Source organism: Allobosea sp. 05L423 (genome assembly GCF_056397745.1).
Map to the genome: position 1 here is coordinate 347,066 of NZ_JBFTOA010000003.1, position 18,546 is coordinate 365,611.

Here is an 18,546-nt window from a genome sequence, read left to right on the forward strand (position 1 = left end):
TCCCTGACCGAGGGCAGTGTTCAAGACGTGGATGCTCGCCACGAGGGCGAGCATGACGCCAAGGTCACGAGAGCTCTATCTCAGCCCAGAACGCCGCCCTTGCGGGCGTAGTCGATATAGATCTCGCGCAGGCGCTGCGCGGTCGGGCCGGGCGCGCCGTTGTGGATCGTGTGGCCGTCGATCGAGGTCACCGGCATCACCAGGCTGGTCGCGGAGGTGATGAAGGCCTCCTCGGCGTCGAGTGCCTCCTCCAGCGTGAATTCGCGCTCCTCGAAGGAGAAGCCCGATTCCGCCAGATAGGCGAGCACCGCCTTGCGGGTGATGCCCGGCAGCACCTTGTTAGAAAGCGGGCGCGAGATCAGCGTCTTGCCCTTGACGATCCAGGCTGTGGAGGAGGCGCCCTCCGTCACCACGCCGTCCTCGACCAGCCAGGCCTCCTGCGCGCCGCTCTCCAGCGCGAACTGCTTGGCGAGCACGGGCGCGAGCAGGTTGACGCTCTTGATGTCGCGGCGGGCCCAGCGCAGGTCCGGCGTCGAAACGACCTTGATGCCCGTCTTCGCCGTCGGCGCGTTCACGAAGTTGCGGGCCTGGGTGAACATCACCAGCGTCGGCTGGACATCCTTCGGGAAGGGGAAGTCGCGATCGGCTGCGCCGCGCGAGACCTGCAGGTAGATGCCGCCCTCGTCGAGATTGTTGCGCTTGATMAGTTCCTCGTGGATCGCAACCAGCTCGGCCTTCGACCAGGGCAGGTCGAGCCGGATTTCGCCGCAGGAGCGTTCGAGGCGGGCCAGATGCGCCTCGCAATCGACGAGCTTGCCGCCGATCACGGCCGAAACCTCGTAGATGCCGTCGCCGAAGATGAAGCCGCGATCGAATACGGAGATCTTGGCATCCTCCTCTGGGAGGTAGGCGCCATTGACATAGACGATACGGCTCATCGCTGCGGACCTGCTGGATGGAGAGGAACGCGCCCTTCCTAGCGAAGCTTTGCGCCGGTTGCGAGCCTCAAGGCGGGGAAACGGCCCGGCGTCTGGCGCAGGGGTCGGCAGATTTTCACAACCCATCCTTCGAGACGCGGACTTGCGTCCGCTCCTCAGGATGAGGGCTTCCTAACCAAACGAGTTTCAGGGCTTCAGGCTCAGGAACCGCGTCGGGATCGCGCCGCGCAGGTTCTGCTCGAAGCCGATGAGCTTCGGCGAGACGAGATTCTTCGTCGAATAGTGCAGCACCGGGATCCAGGGCTCTTCGGCGATGACGATGCTGTCGGCCTCGCGCAGAATGACGGCGCGTCTGGCGATGTCGAGTTCATCGGCGGCGAGCTTCATCAGCGCATCGAATTGCGGGTTGCTGTACTTGCCGATGTTGAAGCCGGCGTTGTCGCTCTGGAACAGGAACAGGAAGTTCTGCGGATCGGAGTAGTCGCCGATCCAGCCATAGCGCGCCACGTCGAAATCCCCGCCTTCGCGCAGATAGGCAAAATGCGTCCGGTAGTCGGTCTCGACGCAGCGGGTCTCGACGCCGATCGCGCGCCATTGCCCGGCGATCGCCTCGGCCGTGTGCCGATTGTTGTCGGTCGTGTTGAAGCGGAACTCGACCTGAAGCGGGATGCCGCTGCCGAAGCCGGCCGAGGCCAGGAGGCGCCTGGCCTCCTCCTCGCGCTCCAGCACCGAGGCGTAGCGGAAATCGAGCTCGGCCCGCTCACCATAATTGCCGATATGGGGCGGTACCACGCCGTAGGCCGGCAGCATCGTCCCGCCCCAGACCCGGTCGGCGATGAATTCGCGGTCGATCTGGAGCGACAGTGCCCGGCGCACGCGGGCATCGTCGAAGGGCGGCTTGGCGCTGTTGAGGATCAGGAAATACGTCGCGAGATAGGGGCCGATCCGGACCTGATCGCCAAGTCTCTGGCGCAATTGCTTGAACTGGTCGGCCGGAATGTCGGTCGTCAGGTGCAACTCGCCGGCCTGGAAGCGCCGGGCTGCTGCCACCAGATCGGAGGCCGGATAGAAGATCACCGTGTCGATCTTCACATTCGCCGCGTCGTGGAAATGCGGGTTTCGTTCGAGCCGGATATGCGAGTTCGGCGCGAACTCCTTCAGCATATAGGCGCCATTGGTGATCAGGTTCTCGGGTCGTCCCGGCTCCTGCGTCGCCCGGGCCATACTGGCGGGGTGGACGGGCAGGGCGCTCTGATGGGTCAGCAATTCGAGTAGATAGGGCGTCGGCCGTTCGAGCTTGATCTCAAGCGTCCGCTCGTCGACGGCCGAAACGCCGAGACTGTCGAGCGATGAGCCTGCCGTCGCCTTGTGGATCGGCTCGGCATTCCCAATCGGATAGAGCAGGTTGGCGTATCGGGCGCCGGTTTCCGGGTTGAGGATGCGCCGGAAGGAATAGACGAAGTCGGCGGCCCGGACCGGGTCGCCATTGGACCATTTCGCATTGGCGCGCAGGTTGAAGCGCCAGAGCTTTCCGTCCGGGCTCATCGTCCAGCTTTCGGCGACGCCGGGGACGACCTCTCCCTTCATGTTGTGGATGACGAGGCCTTCGCGCAGGTCGCGCAGCAGATGGGCTTCGGCGACCGTCGAGGTTCTGTGGGGATCGAGTGTTTCCGGGTCGCCGTCATTGCCCCGGTGGAAGACGATCCGGCCCTGGACCGCATCAGCGCGGGTCGCGGCCAGGATGGCGGCGAACGCCAGAGGTGCGGTGCGGCGCGTGACGTCGAGCATGGCAACCTCCCTCGACCGGGCGTCGTTGCGAGCGATGCCCGACAAAGGAAGTAGAACCTGCCTGAGTGAGTCTGCCAAGCGGGAAACGGCGGCGCGGCCGCGGTTTTCGCCGCCGTGAAGGTTCTGCAAAAGGGGCCAGCGGCTTCGGAGACCCAAGCAGGCTCGCCAAGGCAGGCCTGCTTGGGTTTGTCAGCAGCTGGCTACAGGCTCAGCGGTTGGCCGCCTTCGCGGCGCTCTCCTGCGCCTCGACCACCGCCACGGCGGTCATGTTGACCACGCCGCGGGCCGTGACCGAGCCAGTGAGGATATGCGCGGGCTTGGCGGTGCCGATCAGGATCGGCCCGACCGGCAGCGCATCCGCCATCACCTTCGCGAACTGGTAGGAGATGTTGGCGGCGTCGAGATTAGGGAAGATCAGGATGTTCGCCATGTCCTTCAGTGTCGAGGAAGGCAGGACGCGCTCGCGGATCAGCGGCACCAGCGCGGTATCGGCCTCCATCTCGCCGTCGCATTCCAGCTGCGGCGCGCGCTCGCGGATCAGCTTCAACGCCTTGCGCATCTTGAGCGAGGAGGGCGTATCGGCCGCCCCGAAATCCGAATGCGAGAGCAGAGCGATCTTGGGCTCGAGGCCGAAGCGCTGGACATGGCTCGCGGCAAGCACCGTCATGTCCGCGATCTCCTCGGCGCTCGGATCGTGCTTCACATGCGTGTCGGAGAGGAAGAAAGCGCCCTTGTTGGTGATGATCAGCGTCATCGCCGCGATGTCGCAGACGCCGGGCGCCAGGCCGATGATGTCCTTGATGTGCCGCAGGCGCGACATGAACCGGCCTTCTAGACCGGAGATCATTGCGTCCGCGTCGCCGCGCGCCACCGCAAGCGCCGCGATCACCGTGTTGTTGGTGCGGACAAGCGCGCGCGCCGCTTCCGGCGTGATGCCGCGCCGGCCGGCGATGTCGAGATAGGTCTGGACATAGTCGCGATAGCGCGGGTCGTCCTCGGGGTTGACGACCTGGAAATCGACGCCGGGCTTCAGCGACAGGCCGAAGCGCTGGATGCGGGTCTCGATCACGCTCGGGCGGCCGATCAGGATCGGCACGGCGAGCCCTTCCTCGAGCGCAACCTGGGCAGCGCGCAGCACGCGCTCGTCCTCGCCCTCGGCGTAGATCACGCGCTTGGGATCGGCCTTGGCCTGCTGGAACAGCGGCTTCATCAGGAAGCCGGAGCGGAAGACGAAGCGCGAGAGCTGGTCGCGATAGGCCTCGACATCGACCAGCGGCTTGCGCGCGACTCCGGTGGCCATCGCAGCCTCCGCCACGGCCGGCGCGATGCGCATGATCAGGCGCGGGTCGAAGGGATTCGGGATCAGCGAGGTCGCGCCGAAGGTCGAGGTCTCGCCACCATAGGCGCGGGCCGCGATGTCGGAGCTCGCCTCGCGGGCGAGCGCGGCGATGGCGCGCACCGCGGCGAGCTTCATCGCCTCGTTGATCGTCGTCGCCTGCACGTCGAGCGCGCCGCGGAAGATGTAGGGGAAGCAGAGGACGTTGTTGACCTGGTTGGGATAATCCGAGCGGCCGGTGCAGATCATTGCGTCCGGTCGCACGGCGAGGGCGTCCTCCGGCGTGATCTCGGGATTGGGGTTGGCGAGCGCCAGGATCAGCGGCTTCGCCGCCATGCGCTTGGCCATCTCCGGCTTCAGCACCCCGGCGGCGGAAAGGCCGAGGAAGATGTCGGCATCACCGATGACGTCGCTGAGCGTGCGGGCGTCGGTCTCCTGCGCATAGACCTCCTTCCAGCGGTCCATCAGCGTGTTGCGGCCCTTGTAGACCACGCCTTCGAGATCGGTGACCCAGATGTTCTTGCGCTGCGCACCGAGCTCGACGAGCAGGTTGGTGCAGGCCAGCGCGGCTGCGCCGGCGCCGGAGACGACGATCTTGACGTCGGCGATCTTCTTGGCGGCGAGGTCGAGGCCGTTCAGGACGGCTGCGCCGACGATGATCGCCGTGCCGTGCTGGTCGTCGTGGAAGACCGGGATCTTCATCCGGGCCTTGAGCTGCTCCTCGATTTCGAAGCACTCCGGCCCCTTGATGTCCTCGAGGTTGATGCCGCCGAAGGTCGGCTCCAGCGCCGCGACGACCTCGACGAACTTCTCGACGTTCTTCTGCTCGACCTCGATATCGAAGCAGTCGATGCCGGCGAATTTCTTGAAGAGGACGGCCTTGCCCTCCATCACCGGCTTGGAGGCCAGCGGGCCGATATCGCCGAGGCCGAGCACAGCCGTGCCATTGGTGATGACGGCGACGAGATTTTGGCGCGAGGTGAGCTCGGCGGCTTCCGACGGGTCGTCGACGATCGCCTCGCAGGCAGCCGCGACGCCGGGCGAATAGGCCAGCGCCAGGTCGCGCTGGTTGCCGAGCGGCTTGGTCGCCTGGATCTCCAGCTTACCGGGCCGGGGCTGGCGGTGATAGACGAGCGCGCCCGAGCGCAGATCGGTGGAGAGCGTGCTTTTCATGGCGCGATGGTCCCTGCGGTCCGAAGGATGCTGGTCGCGCGAAAGGCCATGCGGCGTCAAGCGGTCAGGATGCCTCGGCGGCCGCAGCGCGCGCGAAGATCGGGCTGCGGCGGATTGAATCAATTTGTGAACGAGGTGAATCGCCTTGTGAGCCGGCGATGACAACCTGTTGGCGCGACTCAGGAATCGCGGCCTTGAACCAGAGGATGGGTCGGGTGAATCGAAAGCTCAGCCGCGGGCGCGGCTCAGAACGCCTTGAAGGTGATGATCGTGTGCGTGTCGGCGATCTCGGGGATCGACTGCACCTTCTGCGCGACGAAATGGCCGATATCGACATCCGCGCCGACATGGAACTTGGCGAGGATGTCGTAGTTGCCGGCGGTCGAGTAGATCTCGGAAGCGATCTCGCGATCGGCCAGTTCGCTGGCGACCTCGTAGGTCTTGCCGAGCTTGCATTTGATCTCGACGAAGAAGGTTTGCATCGCTCGCTCCGAAACTCTGATGCGGTCTGGATAAGGCATCGGCCCGAAAAGTGGAATGCGGTTTTCGGACAAGGCCGATGCCGAAACAAAGGCGATCCTCAGAGTGGTGCGATCAAGCGCCCGCGAGCGCCGCAATGCGCCGCGTCATCGCATTGTCCGGGTCCGTCAGCCCGGCGATGACGGTGAAATGGTTGGCGCCGGGGATTTCCTCATAGCGCGTCGTCACGCCTTCCAGCCCCCAGACATCGACGAGCCGGCGGCTCTGCTTGTGGTACTCGGCGCTCTCCTCGCCCCCGACTACGGCATCCATCGTCAGCCGCGACGGCGCCGACCAGAACAGGGGGCTTTCGAGCTCGGCCGCTTGCATGTCGAGGCCGAGCGCCGTGTTGATGCTCGTCTCGGTCAGGGGTTTGAGGTTGTAGAGGCCGGAGATGCCATAGGCCGCCGGCACCAGATGCTCCGGCAGGTCGGCACCGACATTCTTCCAGCCGGTGGCGAGCATGCAGGCGCTGAGGTGGCCGCCGGCGGAATGGCCGGTCGCGACCACCGGCAGGCCGAAGCGCCGCCACAGCGCCGCCGTGGCTTGCTGCAACTCCCAGACGATATGGCCGAGCTTGACCTGCGGGCAGAGATCGTAGCCGACGACCGCGACAGGCAGGCCGAGCTGGTTCAGCCCGCGCGCCATATGCGAGAAGAAGCTCCGGTCGAGCGCCTGCCAGTAGCCGCCATGGATGAACATGACGATCGCATTGCCGCGGATCGTTTCCGGCTTGAATACGTCGTAGAGCTGCCGTTCGCCCTCGCCATAGGAGACGCCGAGCTCGCACAGCGCCGCGGCGCGGTACGCCGCGGCGTCCGTCTGCCAGCCGGCAATGATGCCGGGATGCTCCGGCACGCGGGCGCGGTTGTTGTACTCGGTCTCATAGTCCGGCGACATCGGTATCCTGCTCGGGAAGGGCACGGCTGACGGGCCTACGGTGGCAGCCGTTGGCGGTTTCCGCCAGCGCTTTTGACAGGTGGCGCGCCCGGCGCCAAAAGCGGCAATCCGCAGCAAGCGGAATCTGGAGGTCGCCATGGAAAACCCCGTCCTCGCCGAAGTCACGCGCGGCAATGTCGTCGAATCGCGTCATCGGGGGTCTGCGATTGTCGTCGATGCCGATGGCGGCGTCGTCTTCGCAGCCGGCGACATCGAGCGACCGGTCTTCCCGCGCTCGGCGGTGAAGGCGATCCAGGCCCTGCCTCTGCTGGAAAGCGGTGCTGCCGACCGTTACGGCTTGACAGAGGCGGAGATCGCGCTCGCCGTCTCCTCGCATTCCGGCGAGCCGCTGCATGCAGAGACCTCGCTCGCGATACTGAAGAAGGCCGGCCGCGACGTCGGCTGCCTGGAATGCGGCGCGCATTGGCCCATGAACGAGGCCGTGGCGCGGGCGCTGGCGAAGTCGGGCGCCGAGCCGAGCGCCCTCAACAACAACTGCTCCGGCAAGCACGCCGGCTTCGTCTGCCTCTCCTGCAGCCTAGACGAGGATCCGGCCGGCTATGTGAAGCAGGGTCATGCCGTCCAGCGGGCGGTGCGCGGCGCCCTTGAAGAGGTGACCGGCGCCGAGCATTCCAGCGTGCGCATGGGCATCGACGGGTGCTCGATTCCCTCCTACGCCGTGCCGCTCAAGGCGCTGGCGCTCGGCTTTGCGCGCTTCGGCACCGGTCGCGGCTTCGGTCCCGAACGGGCCAAGGCCGCCGCGCGCATCCGAGCTGCTGCGGCCGGGCATCCCTTCATGGTCGCGGGCACTGGGCGGTACGACACGCGGCTGATGGGCCTGCTGGGCGCCCGCGCCTTTACCAAGACCGGGGCCGAGGGCGTCTACTGCGCCGCGCTGCCGGAGCTCGGCTATGGCATTGCGCTGAAATGCGATGACGGCGCTGGCCGTGCCGCGGAAGTCGCGCTCGGCGCGCTGATCGCCCGCTTCCTGCCGATGGACGAAGCGACGCAGACTGCCTTTGCGCCGCTGCGCGAGGCCGTCCTGAAGAACTGGAACGGCATCGAGGTGGGGCGCATCCGCGCCCCGGCGGCCTAGGATATCTCAACGCGCGGCGTTGTTCTCGATCCTGATGCCCGCCGCTTTTGCGTCGGGCGCCTTGGCGAGATCGCCGGTGACAGGTTTGCCGTATTCCGTGCCGACGATGGCGCCGTCGCGCGCCTCGTCGATGAGGTTGTTGGCGATCAGGGCGTTGCGCTCCTTCGGCACCAGCGACACCGCGATGCCGATGCCGGCCTTGCGCACGACATTGCCGGTCGCGACGAGATTGCGCATCCCCCAGGACCAGCCGAGCGAGATGCCGATCTCGCTCGCATTCTCGATGACGTTGCCGGTCACGGCCGCTTCGGCCTCGACATGGACGCCGATGCCGCCGATCGGCTCCCTGCCGTTCGGCGCGATGGCGCGCCGGGCATTGCGGATGATGTTGTTGGCGAAAACCGCCATTCGCCCGCCATGGTCGAGATTGGTGATGTTGGCGCCCTGCGCGCAGTCCTCGATCAGATTATTGGCCATGATCGCACCCTCGAAGGCGAATTCGGCGTAGAGCGCCACTTCGCCGCAGCGGCGGCCCTGATTGCCGAGGATCTGCACGCCGGAGCCGGAATTGTTGCGGATGAAGGTCATGGCGCAGTCGCGCAGCTGGTTGCCCTCGACGATGACGCCGCCGGCCCGGTAGAGACTGATGCCGTTGCCGTTCGGCCCGTCGCCGCGGGCATCGGCGCGAATACGGCTGACGCGATTGCTGCGCAGGATCGAGCGGTCGTCGCCGGGCTGGCTCCGCCAGATCTGGATGCCATTGTTGCCGCAGTCCTCGACATCGTTCTGTTCGATAACGAGGCCCAGCGAATCGAGCGAGAACAGGGCGGAATCGCGCATGGCGTGGAAGCGGCTGGTCGTGATGCGCCCGCCGCAGCGGTGCAGGGTCAGGCCGACCGAGCCGGCCTTGGCGAAGTCGCAATCCGAGATGGTGAGCGCGCCGATGTTGTTGCCGGTGACGAGGCCTCCGCGTTGTGGCGAGGGGATGTCGAGCCCATCGAAGGCAAGGCCGGTCAGATTTGCGCGCGCGATATTGTTGGCGACAAGCAGCGGGCTGCCGTTTGCGGTCACAAGGCGGGTCTCCCCCGGCAAGCCGACGATGCTCGCGCCTTCCGGCAGCTGGACTGAGCCGAGACGATAACGCCCGGGCGGCACCATGAGCGGCGCATTGCGCTTCACCGCTTCGTTTACCGCCGCCTGGAACCGCCCTGACTGATCCTCCGATGCGCCCGGCCGCAGCCCGAACTGGCTGGCGTCCAGACCGAGATGGCCGAGTGGGCCGCGGGGCGGCGAAACCGATTGCGCACGGGCCGGCAGGTGGAACACAGCCGGGCCGACCAGGCCGGCAGCCAGGAAACCGCGCCGCGAAAGCACCATGGAACCTCCCCTTCGGTTCCGCCACGATCAAGCGGCGTGCCAGCTCTGCTGTCCCGATTTGGAACCGCCGCCGCCAAGAACACGCAAGATGCGGCGGGCGTCGGCTAGAGCCCGAGCGCCCGGGCGATCTCCTCGGCGGCAAGCGTCGGGGCGAGCTTGCCGGAGGAGACTGCGGCCTCGAGCTCCGGCGTGCGCGCCTTCAGGGCCGGGTCATGCCTGAGCTTGGCCTGCAACCGATCCTGCACCATCGCCCACATCCATTTGACGTCCTGGCGCCGGCGTTTCTCAGCGATCAGGCCCTTGGCCTCGAAGCGGGCGCGGTGGTCCTCGATCTTGGCCCAGAGCGCGTCGAGCCCTTCTCCGGTCAGCCCCGAGATCGTCACCACCGGCGTGCTCCACAGCGTCGAGGTAGGCGCAAGGATGTGGAGCGCGGCCTTGTATTGCGCTGCGGCCGCGCGGGCTGCGGTCGCACCAGCACCGTCGGCCTTGTTGACCGCGATCATGTCGGCGAGCTCGATGATGCCCTTCTTGATGCCCTGCAACTCGTCGCCGGCATTGGGCAGCATCAGCACGAGGAAGAAGTCGGTGAGATCGGCGACTGCCGTTTCCGACTGCCCGACGCCGACCGTTTCGACCAGGATGATGTCGAAGCCGGCGGCCTCGCAGAGCAGCATCGTCTCGCGCGTTTTGGCCGCGACGCCGCCGAGCGTGCCGGAGGAGGGGGAGGGCCGGATATAGGCGTCGGGATCGACTGAGAGGCGCGCCATCCGGGTCTTGTCGCCGAGGATCGAGCCGCCGGTGCGGGTCGAGGAGGGGTCGACCGCGAGCACCGCCACCTTGTGGCCCTTGGCCGTAAGGTAGCTGCCGAGCGCGTCGATCGTCGTCGATTTGCCGACGCCCGGAACTCCGGTGATGCCGACACGGATGGCGCGGCCGGTGTGGGGCAGCAGCCGCTGGATCAATGCCTGCGCCTGCTCGCGATGGTCCGCGCGGCGCGATTCCGCCAGCGTGATCGCACGGGCCAGCGCGGCGCGTTCGCCGGCGAGGAGCGCGTCGCCGAGCGAGTCGGCAGGAGAGATGCGGTCGGCCATGCCGCCAGTTAGCAAGCCGCTGCCGAAGGCGACAAGGCATCGCCTGCGTCGTATCTGCTTCATCACTGTGTCATGCACGCATCTTGAAGATTTGCGTGGGCGGTGAGACGACTGGGCGATGATCGGCGCGGCAATGCGGTTTCGTGGTGTGGTTTTGGCATTGTTGCTGCCGCTCGCTCTCGCAGCCTGCGCGACGCCGCGCACCCTTGCGTTGAACCAGGCACCTGCCGCCGATATCGCCGGCACCGTCGAGATCTATGTCGCGACCACGCGCGAACCCTCGGCGCAGCCGGTCTATTTCAATGGAGAGCGGGCGCCCAAGCTCTCCTTCGCCCGGCTCGACATCACGGTGCCGCGCAGCCACAAGCCCGGCAATCTGGAGCTGCCGAGCTCCGGGCCGGGCGATCCGGCGAAGCATTTCACCGCGACTTATGTCCAGCGGCTCGACCTCGCGCCCGTGATCTCGGATGTGCGCAAGGAGCTCCAGAGCCGGCCGGCCGATCAGCGCGACGTGCTCGTCTTCGTCCACGGCTACAACACGAATTTCGCCGATGCGGTCTACCGCTTCGCCCAGATCGTCTATGATTCCGGCTTCAAGGGCGTGCCGGTGCTGTTCTCCTGGCCCTCGCGCGGCGAACTCCTCGCCTATCCCTATGACCGCGAGAGCGCCTACTACTCGCGCGACTTCCTCGAAGCCAGTCTGCGCGGCATCCCGCGCGATCTCGGCTCCACACGCATGGATATTCTCGCTCATTCCATGGGCACGCTGCTGACGCTGGAGACATTGCGCCAGGCCGCGATCCGCGGCGACGGGGCCTTCGGCGGCAAGCTGCGCGACGTCATGCTGGCCGCGCCCGATGTCGATCTCGACGTCTTCAAGACGCAGATGGCGCAGATCCGGCGGCCCGTCACCGTCTTCGTGTCGGCTGACGACAAGGCGCTCGACTTCTCGCGCCGCTTCGCGGGCGACAAGACCCGGCTGGGCTCCGTCTCTGCGAAGGACACGGAGATCATCGCGGAGCTGGACAAGCTCGGCGCGCGGATCATCGACCTCTCGGAGGTGTCGTCCAGCGACAGCCTGAACCACGCCAAGTTCGCTTCCTCGCCAAAAGTGGTTCAGCTCATCGGCGAGCGGCTGCGGCAGGACAAGGGTATCGGTTTCGCCGGGCCGCAATTCGGCGACCGAATCGGGGATATCGCCGGCGGCGTCGTCGGCACCGTGGGCTCGACGGTCGGGCTCGTCGTCAACGCGCCGGTGACGATCCTTTCGGGCGGGCGGTGATGTCACATGGCTGCAACGGCCGGCGATCCCCGCAGCCAGGCCGCGAGGTTGCCCCATTCTGGCCGCGTTAGCCTGCCCTTAAGGGCCGGTTGGCCATTCCGGCCTCTCACGATCGATTTTGGATGCCTGCCGCCATGCCTGTCACGAGGCGCGACTTTTCATGCCGTTCGCTGGCGCTCGCCGCGCTGCTGCCGCTCGGGCTCGCCGCCTGCGCCCAGAGCGAAGCGAGCGTCTCGCCCTTCGCCGAGCCGGAGCGTGCGGACGCCTCGGCGCTCGGCAAGGATCCGCGCCTGCTGGTCATGACAACCCGCAGATCTGTGGGCAATGTCGCGCCCTATTTCGGCACCGATCGCGGACCGCTGACCTTCGCCGAGGTGCGCCTGTCGCCGCCGGGAAGGGGGATCTCGGGGCGCGTCTCCTCCGCCGTCAGCGGCGACTGGGCCGTGCTCGGCGTTGGCCGCGAGGTGACCAACGACGCCCCGCGCGCCTTCTCGGATGCCGCCAATGGCCGCGATGTGCTGCTCTATGTGCACGGCTTCAACGAGACCTTCGAATCGGCTGCCCGCAGCGCCGGCCAGCTCTCGCATTCGCTCGAATTCCAGGGCCGCGCGGCGCTGTTCACCTGGCCGTCCGGCGGCAAGCTCTTCGACTATGCCTATGATCGAGAGAGCGCGCTTTGGTCGCGCGACGGGTTCGTCCAGAGCCTGCAGGCGCTCGTTTCCAACCCGACGGTCGGGCGCATCCATATCGTCGCGCACTCGATGGGAACCTTCCTGACGCTGGAAGGGCTGCGCGAACTGCGCGACTCCCAGGATGTCTATGCCCGTATCGGCTCGGTCGTGCTGGCCTCGCCCGATGTCGACATCGACGCCTTCGAGCAGACGGTGAAGAAGCTCGGCCCCCTGGCCCAGCGCATGACCGTCATCATCGACCCGGGCGACCGGGCACTGGCGGTCTCGGCGCGCATCGCCGGCGGCGTCGCGCGTGCCGGCGCCGCCGACCGCTCGCGGCTCGATGCGCTGGGCGTCCGCGTCGCCGACACGTCTGGCCGCGGCTGGAGCATGCTGCGTCACGACCTCTTCCTGTCGAACAGCGAGGTCACGCAGGTCGTCCGCCGCGCCATGGATCGCGGCGCCTGACGAGGCCAGCCCCTAGATCGGTGGCAGGCCGGAGCGCTTCTTGATCGTCGCCAGCGCGAAGTTGGATTCGACCGACTGGATGCATTTCAGCCGCGTCGCCTTCTGCTTCAGGAAGCGCTCATAGCCTTCGATGCCGTCGGTGACGACGCGCAGAAGATAGTCCTGCGAGCCGGTCATGAGGTAGCATTCGGCAACCTCGCTCCAGCTTTCGACCGCCTTCTCGAATTCGGTGATCTGCTCCTGGTTCTGCTGAGTCAGCCTGACCGAGACGAAGACGCTGAAGGGCAGGCCGTAGGCCTTGGGGTCGACGACTGCTGTATAGCCCTGGATGACGCCGGTCTCTTCCAGCCGCTTGAGGCGGCGCAGGCAGGGCGTCGGCGACAGTCCGACGCGCTGCGAGAGATCCTGATTGGTGATCCGCCCGTCATCGCGGAGCACCGAGAGAATCCGACGATCGATCGTATCGAGCACGATATGCTCCATTGTGCAGGTTTGTGAGCAGGAAGCTGCAATCGTGAGTTTACGGTGAGCTTCATCAACCAAGCAATGGCGCTCCGATGAGATTATTCTGAACGACAGGGATTCAGCGGCGCGGCCGGAAAAAAGGGAGACAGCCCATGAGCGATGACAGCTATCACAAGGACCGGATCGCCAATCGCCGGCTCCATCCGGAGACGTTGATGATGGGGTTCGGCTATTCGCCGGCCATGTCGGAAGGCTCGCTCAAGCCGCCGGTCTTCCTGACCTCGACCTTCGTTTTCGAGAACGCCCAGCAGGGCAAGGATTTCTTCGACTTCACCTCGGGGCGGCGCCAGCCGAAGCCGGGCGAGAAGCCGGGGCTGGTCTATTCACGCTTCAACCATCCCAACATGGAAATCCTCGAGGATCGCCTGGCGATCTGGGACGAGGCCGAGAAATGCGCCGTCTTCGCGTCCGGCATGGCCGCGATCGCCACGACCTGCTTCGCCTTCCTGCGTCCGGGTGACACGATCCTCCATTCGCGGCCGCTCTATGGCGGCACGGAGACCCTGCTCAAGAACCAGATGGGCGCCTTCGGCATCACGCCGTTCGGCTTCACCGACGGGCTCGACATCGAGCAGATGCGGGAGGTCGCCAAGGCGGCCGCCGCCAAGGGCCGCGTCGCGATGATCCTGGTCGAGACCCCGGCCAACCCGACCAATGGCCTCGTCGATCTCGCCGCCTGCAAGGCGATTGCCGATGAACTGGAGCAGTCGCAGGGCCATCGCCCGCCGGTCGTGGTCGACAACACCCTGCTGGGCCCGAAATATCAGAAGCCGCTCAAACTCGGTGCAGACCTGACCTTGCTCTCGCTGACGAAATATGTCGGCGGCCATTCCGACCTCGTCGGCGGCTCGATCAGCGGTTCCGAGGCGCTGGTGCGGCAGGTGAAGGCCTGGCGCGGCTCGCTGGGCACGCAAGCAGACCCGAACTCCTGCTGGATGCTGATGCGCTCGCTGGAGACGCTCGACATCCGCATGAGCCGCGCCAACGAGAACGCCAAGCTGGTGGCGGAATACCTCGAGAACCACCCGAAGGTCGCCAAGGTCCACTATCTCGGCAACCTCAAGGACGGTGATCCTCGCAAGCCTGTCTTCGACCGGCAGTGCACCGCGGCCGGCTCGACCTTCGCATTCGATGTCAAGGGCGGCGAGAAGGAAGCCTTCGCGCTGCTCGACAACCTGCAGATCATGAAGCTCGCCGTCAGCCTCGGGGGCACCGAGACGCTGGTCTCGCACCCCGCCGCGATGACCCATTCCGGCGTCGCCAGGGAGCTGCGTGAGGAGATCGGCCTCACCGACGCCCTGATCCGCATCTCGGTCGGCATCGAGAACATCGAGGACCTGATCTCGGATCTGGCGCAGGCCTTCGAGGCGGTTTGAGGGACATTGCCGTCATGCTCGGGCTTGATCCGAGCATCTCGGAAACCAGAATCTTCTGGTCCCGAGATTCTCGGATCGAAGCTATGCTTCGCCCGAGAATGACGATCGGGCTCAGCCGAGGCCGAGGAACAGCGCCAGAGACCGGTTCACCGTGATCATCGTTTCCGGATCGAGATAGCCGAAAGCCTGGCCGATCCGGTCGCGCCGCACGGTCATCGCCTTGTCGACCATGATCTGCGAAGCAAGGCGCAAGCCGTTCGTCGCGTCAGGCTCGACCGTCAGTCGGATCAGCGGCGCATCGACGATGTCGCTGGACATCAGCAGCAGGGTCACCGTCGCCGTCAGGTCGAACGGGTCGGCCTGGACGATCAGGGCAGGGCGGGGCTTGCCGAAATCGCCGCCGAGCGCAACGGTGACAAGGTCGCCGCGCTTCATTCAGGGCTGCCGTCCAGATCTTCCAGGGCCGCGTCAAGGAAGGCATCGAGCTCCCGATCAGTACTGTCGCTGAGGGAGACAAGGCGGGCCTGACGGCGGCATTCCTCACCGAAGCCGGGCCGCCGCGTATCGGGAATCCAGATTTGCACCGGGCGCAATCCAGCCGCCCGCAAAGCGTCGCGGCGCTTCTGGACGCGTCTAGCGGTCGAACTGGCCATGCGGGTCACTCCCGGGAATGTTACATGTAACGTTTGCCGCTGCGCTCTGCAAGGCTGGCGGATGCCGGAAAGCTAAACCCCGATCCGCCCCCAGCCCGGCAGCTTCAGCGCCGGGCTGCGCAGGTCGAGCCCGGCGACGAGGCCGAGCAGGTTGATCTCGATACCCTCGACCCAGCCGACGGTGACGCCAGCAAGGCCGTAGAGCGAGGCCTGGATGCCGGTGCGGCTCGGCGTCAGCCCGGCGAAGACGCCGTCGGCGCGCCAATCCTTGCCGATGGCGGTCGGCGGCAGCGCCTGTCCGAGTTCCGGCACCTCCGACAGCACATGCTGGACGAAACTGTTCGAGTTCGGCCCCGGCCAGGCGAGATAGCTGCCGGGGCTTGAATAGGCATAGCTCGTCACCGCCGCACGGATGCGCGGGATCAGGCGTTCGGCGGCTTTGCCCTGGATCTCGGTCACCAGCTCCGGCATGTTGCCGAACCAGTGCCCGTCGGCCTCGCGGTGGTTGACCCGGACCGGCGTGCCCCAGCCGACCACGTCGAAGCGTGTATAGGCGCTGGCGCCCCGTTCCTTCACCACGATCCAGGAATGATGCGCGAAGATTCCGCGCCAGCGCCCGACACGCGCGGCGAAGACATGCACCGTCGCTTCGGGCTCGGCGGAAGCCGCCGGCAGGAGCTTGGCGCTCGTCCAGGCGGCGCGCTGCCAGTTCGGCGCATGTGTCTGCCAGTACCACCAGCCCGCATGGCTCGCGAGCGGCAGCAGGAAGGCGACCGCGAAGAACAGCAGGAAGCGGCGGAACAGGCGCATGCGGTACGGTATGTGCATGACGGCGGAGGCCGGCAAGGCTGCGGCCGTTCACGCTTGCGTCAGGCGCAGCTTGGCTGTGCGCGGGCATCCGGTCGCGCCTTATGCCGGTTGATGCGGGGGGGAAAGCTGGTAGCGTGCGCGCGCCTGAGCTTGATGGAGGGGAAGATTGGGTAGGACTGTGAAGCGACTGACCGAGGCCATTGCCGCCTGTGCGGTCGGACTGGGACTTCTCGCCGCGCCCGCGGCCGCGCAGGACAAGCAGCTGCGCATCTTCAACTGGTCGGATTATGTCGATCCGGAGGTGCTCGATGCCTTCAAGAAGGAAACCGGCATCACCGTCGTCTACGACACCTTCGACCAGATGGAGACGGTGGAGACCAAGCTTCTGGCTGGCAAGACCGGCTACGACCTGATCGTCGTCACGGCTTCCTTCCTGCCGCGCCACATCCCGCTCGGCCTCTACCAGCCGGTCGACAAGGACAAGGCGCCGAACTTCAAGAACCTCTGGCCGGAGATCCAGACCCGGTTGTCCAAGTATGATCCCGGCAACAAATACGCCGTGAACTACATGTGGGGCACCACGGGGATTGGCTACAACGTCGCCAAGATCAAGGAACGCCTCGGCCCCGATGCCGTGATCGACAGCTGGAAGATCGTCTTCGAGCCCGAAACGCTGAAGAAGCTCTCCAACTGCGGCGTCCATGTGCTCGACGCGGTCGAGGAGATGTTCCCGGCGGCGCTGCGTTATCTCGGGCTCGATCCGGATTCGAAGAACGAGGCCGATCTCAACAAGGCCGGCGAGCTCCTGCGCAAGATCCGCCCGCACATCCAGAAGTTCCATTCCTCGGAATACATCAACGCGCTGGCGAATGGCGATATCTGCCTGGCCGTCGGATATTCCGGCGACATCCTCCAGGCGAAGAAGCGTGCCGAGGAGGCCAAGAACGGCGTCCAGATCGCCTATTCGATCCCGAAGGAAGGCGCGCTGATGTGGTTCGACTCCTTCGTGATCCCGAAGGATGCCGGCAATGTCGACGCGGCGCTGAAGTTCATCGACTTCGTCAACAAGCCCGCGATGGCGGCGAAGAATTCGGACTTCATCCAGTACGCCAACGGCAACATCGCCTCCAAGCCGCTGCTCTCGGCTGCGGTGCGCGACAACCCCGGTATCTACCCGTCCGACGCGGTGATGGCGCGGCTCTATACGATCACGCCATACGACCAGAAGGCACAGCGGCTGGTGAACCGGCTCTGGACCCGCGTGAAGACCGGCAAGTGACCGGTTCCGGACAGGTCGCCAATCCCATGAAGAAGACCTCGCCCGGCAGCGTGCGCCGGGCTTTTCAACCCTGGAACGACCCTGCGGCGAAGCCGCTGGTGGAGTTCCGGGGCGTGACCAAGCGCTTCGGCGACGTCACCGCAGTGGCCGATCTCTCGCTCGCGCTCTATCCGCGCGAGTTCTTTGCACTGCTCGGGCCCTCCGGCTGCGGCAAGACCACGCTGATGCGCATGCTCGCCGGCTTCGAAAGGCCGGATGAGGGCACGATCCTGCTCGACGGGCAGGACATCACCGGCATCCCGCCGCATCTGCGGCCGATCAACATGATGTTCCAGTCCTATGCGCTGTTCCCGCATCTCAACGCGGCCGGCAACATCGCCTATGGGCTGAAGCGCGAGGGGCTGCCGCGCGCCGAGATCGACCGACGCGTCGAGGAGATGCTGGCGCTGGTCAAGCTCTCCGGGTTTGGCGGCCGCAAGCCGCATCAGCTCTCCGGCGGCCAGCGCCAGCGCGTCGCGCTCGCCCGCTCGCTCGCCAAGCGGCCGAAGCTGCTCCTGCTCGATGAGCCGATGGCGGCGCTCGACAAGAAGCTGCGCGAGCAGACCCAGTTCGAGCTGATGGATCTGCAGAGCGAGCTCGGCCTGACCTTCATGGTCGTCACCCACGACCAGGACGAGGCGATGACGATGGCCGACCGCATGGCGGTGATGGATCACGGCAAGCTCGTCCAGATCGGTCCACCGGATGTGATCTACGAGGCGCCGGCCAACCGGCACGTCGCGGAGTTCGTCGGCGACATCAACATCTTCGAGGGCCGGGTCGAGGCCGTTGACGGCGAACTGGTGCGCGCGGACGTGCCTTTCGTCGGCACCGTCGAACTCGACGAGGAGGCGCCGGCGCTGAAGTTGGGCGACCCTCTCATCGTCGGTATCCGCCCGGAAAAGATCGAGATTGGCCATGACGAGCCGGCGCAGGCCGTCAACAAGGTCGCGGGCGAGATCTGGGACATCGGCTATCTCGGCGACTTCACCATGATCCAGGTCATGCTCGGCGGGCAGAATGATCAGGGGGAGGGCGGGCAGCTCGTCAAGGTCGCGCTCGCCAACCGCACGCGCCGGATGGCCCGGCCCTTTGCTTGGGACGACAAGGTCTGGCTCTCCTGGGACGTCGAGGCTGGCGTGGTGCTGCCGCCATGAGATGGGCGGGGAAAGCCCGGCGGAGTGGC

General features: G+C 66.2%; 17 protein-coding genes. 6 read left to right on the plus strand and 11 right to left on the minus strand.

Annotated features, from left to right (window positions below):
• Window positions 1-80 precede the first annotated feature (80 nt).
• The 5 genes from AC1DNE_RS09730 to AC1DNE_RS09750 form a co-directional block, all read right to left on the minus strand.
• On the minus strand, window positions 81-938 hold the full coding sequence (locus AC1DNE_RS09730) for a D-amino-acid transaminase (protein WP_441468649.1): 858 nt from the start codon (window positions 936-938) through the stop codon (window positions 81-83).
• Window positions 939-1,124: 186 nt separating this feature from the next.
• Entirely contained in the window at window positions 1,125-2,726 is a 1,602-nt protein-coding gene (locus AC1DNE_RS09735) for a peptide ABC transporter substrate-binding protein (RefSeq protein WP_441468648.1), read from the minus strand.
• 208 nt (window positions 2,727-2,934) lie between these two features.
• On the minus strand, window positions 2,935-5,235 hold the full coding sequence (locus AC1DNE_RS09740) for an NADP-dependent malic enzyme (RefSeq protein ID WP_441468647.1): 2,301 nt from the start codon (window positions 5,233-5,235) through the stop codon (window positions 2,935-2,937).
• A gap of 245 nt (window positions 5,236-5,480) precedes the next feature.
• A complete protein-coding gene (locus AC1DNE_RS09745) occupies window positions 5,481-5,717 on the minus strand; it encodes an Lrp/AsnC ligand binding domain-containing protein (protein WP_066610093.1) in 237 nt (78 codons plus the stop codon).
• Window positions 5,718-5,829: 112 nt separating this feature from the next.
• Entirely contained in the window at window positions 5,830-6,654 is an 825-nt protein-coding gene (locus tag AC1DNE_RS09750; protein WP_441468646.1) for an alpha/beta hydrolase, read from the minus strand.
• Between the two features lie 136 nt (window positions 6,655-6,790).
• Between AC1DNE_RS09750 and AC1DNE_RS09755 the strand changes: the two genes are divergently transcribed.
• On the plus strand, window positions 6,791-7,789 hold the full coding sequence (locus AC1DNE_RS09755) for an asparaginase (protein ID WP_441468645.1): 999 nt from the start codon (window positions 6,791-6,793) through the stop codon (window positions 7,787-7,789).
• Between the two features lie 6 nt (window positions 7,790-7,795).
• Here the strand turns inward: AC1DNE_RS09755 and AC1DNE_RS09760 are convergent, their stop codons facing one another.
• Both AC1DNE_RS09760 and meaB read right to left on the minus strand, forming a co-directional pair.
• On the minus strand, window positions 7,796-9,166 hold the full coding sequence (locus AC1DNE_RS09760) for a TIGR03808 family TAT-translocated repetitive protein (RefSeq protein ID WP_441468644.1): 1,371 nt from the start codon (window positions 9,164-9,166) through the stop codon (window positions 7,796-7,798).
• A gap of 104 nt (window positions 9,167-9,270) precedes the next feature.
• Window positions 9,271-10,257, minus strand: coding sequence for a methylmalonyl Co-A mutase-associated GTPase MeaB (gene meaB, locus AC1DNE_RS09765; protein ID WP_441468966.1), 987 nt, complete (start codon window positions 10,255-10,257; stop codon window positions 9,271-9,273).
• 133 nt (window positions 10,258-10,390) lie between these two features.
• On the opposite strand from meaB, the gene AC1DNE_RS09770 reads away from it, so the two are divergent.
• Complete coding sequence (locus AC1DNE_RS09770) at window positions 10,391-11,539, plus strand: alpha/beta hydrolase (protein WP_441468643.1); 1,149 nt, start codon at window positions 10,391-10,393, stop codon at window positions 11,537-11,539.
• A gap of 134 nt (window positions 11,540-11,673) precedes the next feature.
• Window positions 11,674-12,678, plus strand: a complete 1,005-nt coding sequence (locus AC1DNE_RS09775) for an alpha/beta hydrolase (protein ID WP_441468642.1) — start codon at window positions 11,674-11,676, stop codon at window positions 12,676-12,678.
• Window positions 12,679-12,690: 12 nt separating this feature from the next.
• Here AC1DNE_RS09775 and AC1DNE_RS09780 read toward each other — a convergent pair whose 3' ends face one another.
• Window positions 12,691-13,161 (minus strand): Lrp/AsnC family transcriptional regulator, encoded by a 471-nt coding sequence (locus tag AC1DNE_RS09780; protein WP_441468641.1) that lies wholly within the window; start codon window positions 13,159-13,161, stop codon window positions 12,691-12,693.
• 134 nt (window positions 13,162-13,295) lie between these two features.
• On the opposite strand from AC1DNE_RS09780, the gene AC1DNE_RS09785 reads away from it, so the two are divergent.
• Complete coding sequence (locus AC1DNE_RS09785) at window positions 13,296-14,579, plus strand: cystathionine gamma-synthase family protein (RefSeq protein WP_441468640.1); 1,284 nt, start codon at window positions 13,296-13,298, stop codon at window positions 14,577-14,579.
• 111 nt (window positions 14,580-14,690) lie between these two features.
• On the opposite strand, the gene AC1DNE_RS09790 is transcribed toward AC1DNE_RS09785, so the two are convergent.
• From AC1DNE_RS09790 to AC1DNE_RS09800, 3 genes are all read right to left on the minus strand, one after another.
• Window positions 14,691-15,014, minus strand: coding sequence for a type II toxin-antitoxin system PemK/MazF family toxin (locus tag AC1DNE_RS09790; protein ID WP_441468639.1), 324 nt, complete (start codon window positions 15,012-15,014; stop codon window positions 14,691-14,693).
• Entirely contained in the window at window positions 15,011-15,232 is a 222-nt protein-coding gene (locus tag AC1DNE_RS09795; protein WP_441468638.1) for an antitoxin MazE family protein, read from the minus strand. Before AC1DNE_RS09795 ends, AC1DNE_RS09790 begins: the two co-directional genes overlap by 4 nt.
• A gap of 72 nt (window positions 15,233-15,304) precedes the next feature.
• Complete coding sequence (locus tag AC1DNE_RS09800; protein ID WP_476764958.1) at window positions 15,305-16,078, minus strand: DUF3750 domain-containing protein; 774 nt, start codon at window positions 16,076-16,078, stop codon at window positions 15,305-15,307.
• Window positions 16,079-16,208: 130 nt separating this feature from the next.
• Here AC1DNE_RS09800 and AC1DNE_RS09805 point away from each other — a divergent pair, with 130 nt between their 5' ends.
• Window positions 16,209-17,321 (plus strand): polyamine ABC transporter substrate-binding protein, encoded by a 1,113-nt coding sequence (locus AC1DNE_RS09805; RefSeq protein WP_476764959.1) that lies wholly within the window; start codon window positions 16,209-16,211, stop codon window positions 17,319-17,321.
• Between the two features lie 26 nt (window positions 17,322-17,347).
• Window positions 17,348-18,517: an ABC transporter ATP-binding protein gene (locus AC1DNE_RS09810; RefSeq protein ID WP_441468965.1), complete on the plus strand. Its 1,170-nt coding sequence runs from the start codon at window positions 17,348-17,350 to the stop codon at window positions 18,515-18,517.
• The last annotated feature ends 29 nt before the right edge of the window (window positions 18,518-18,546 follow it).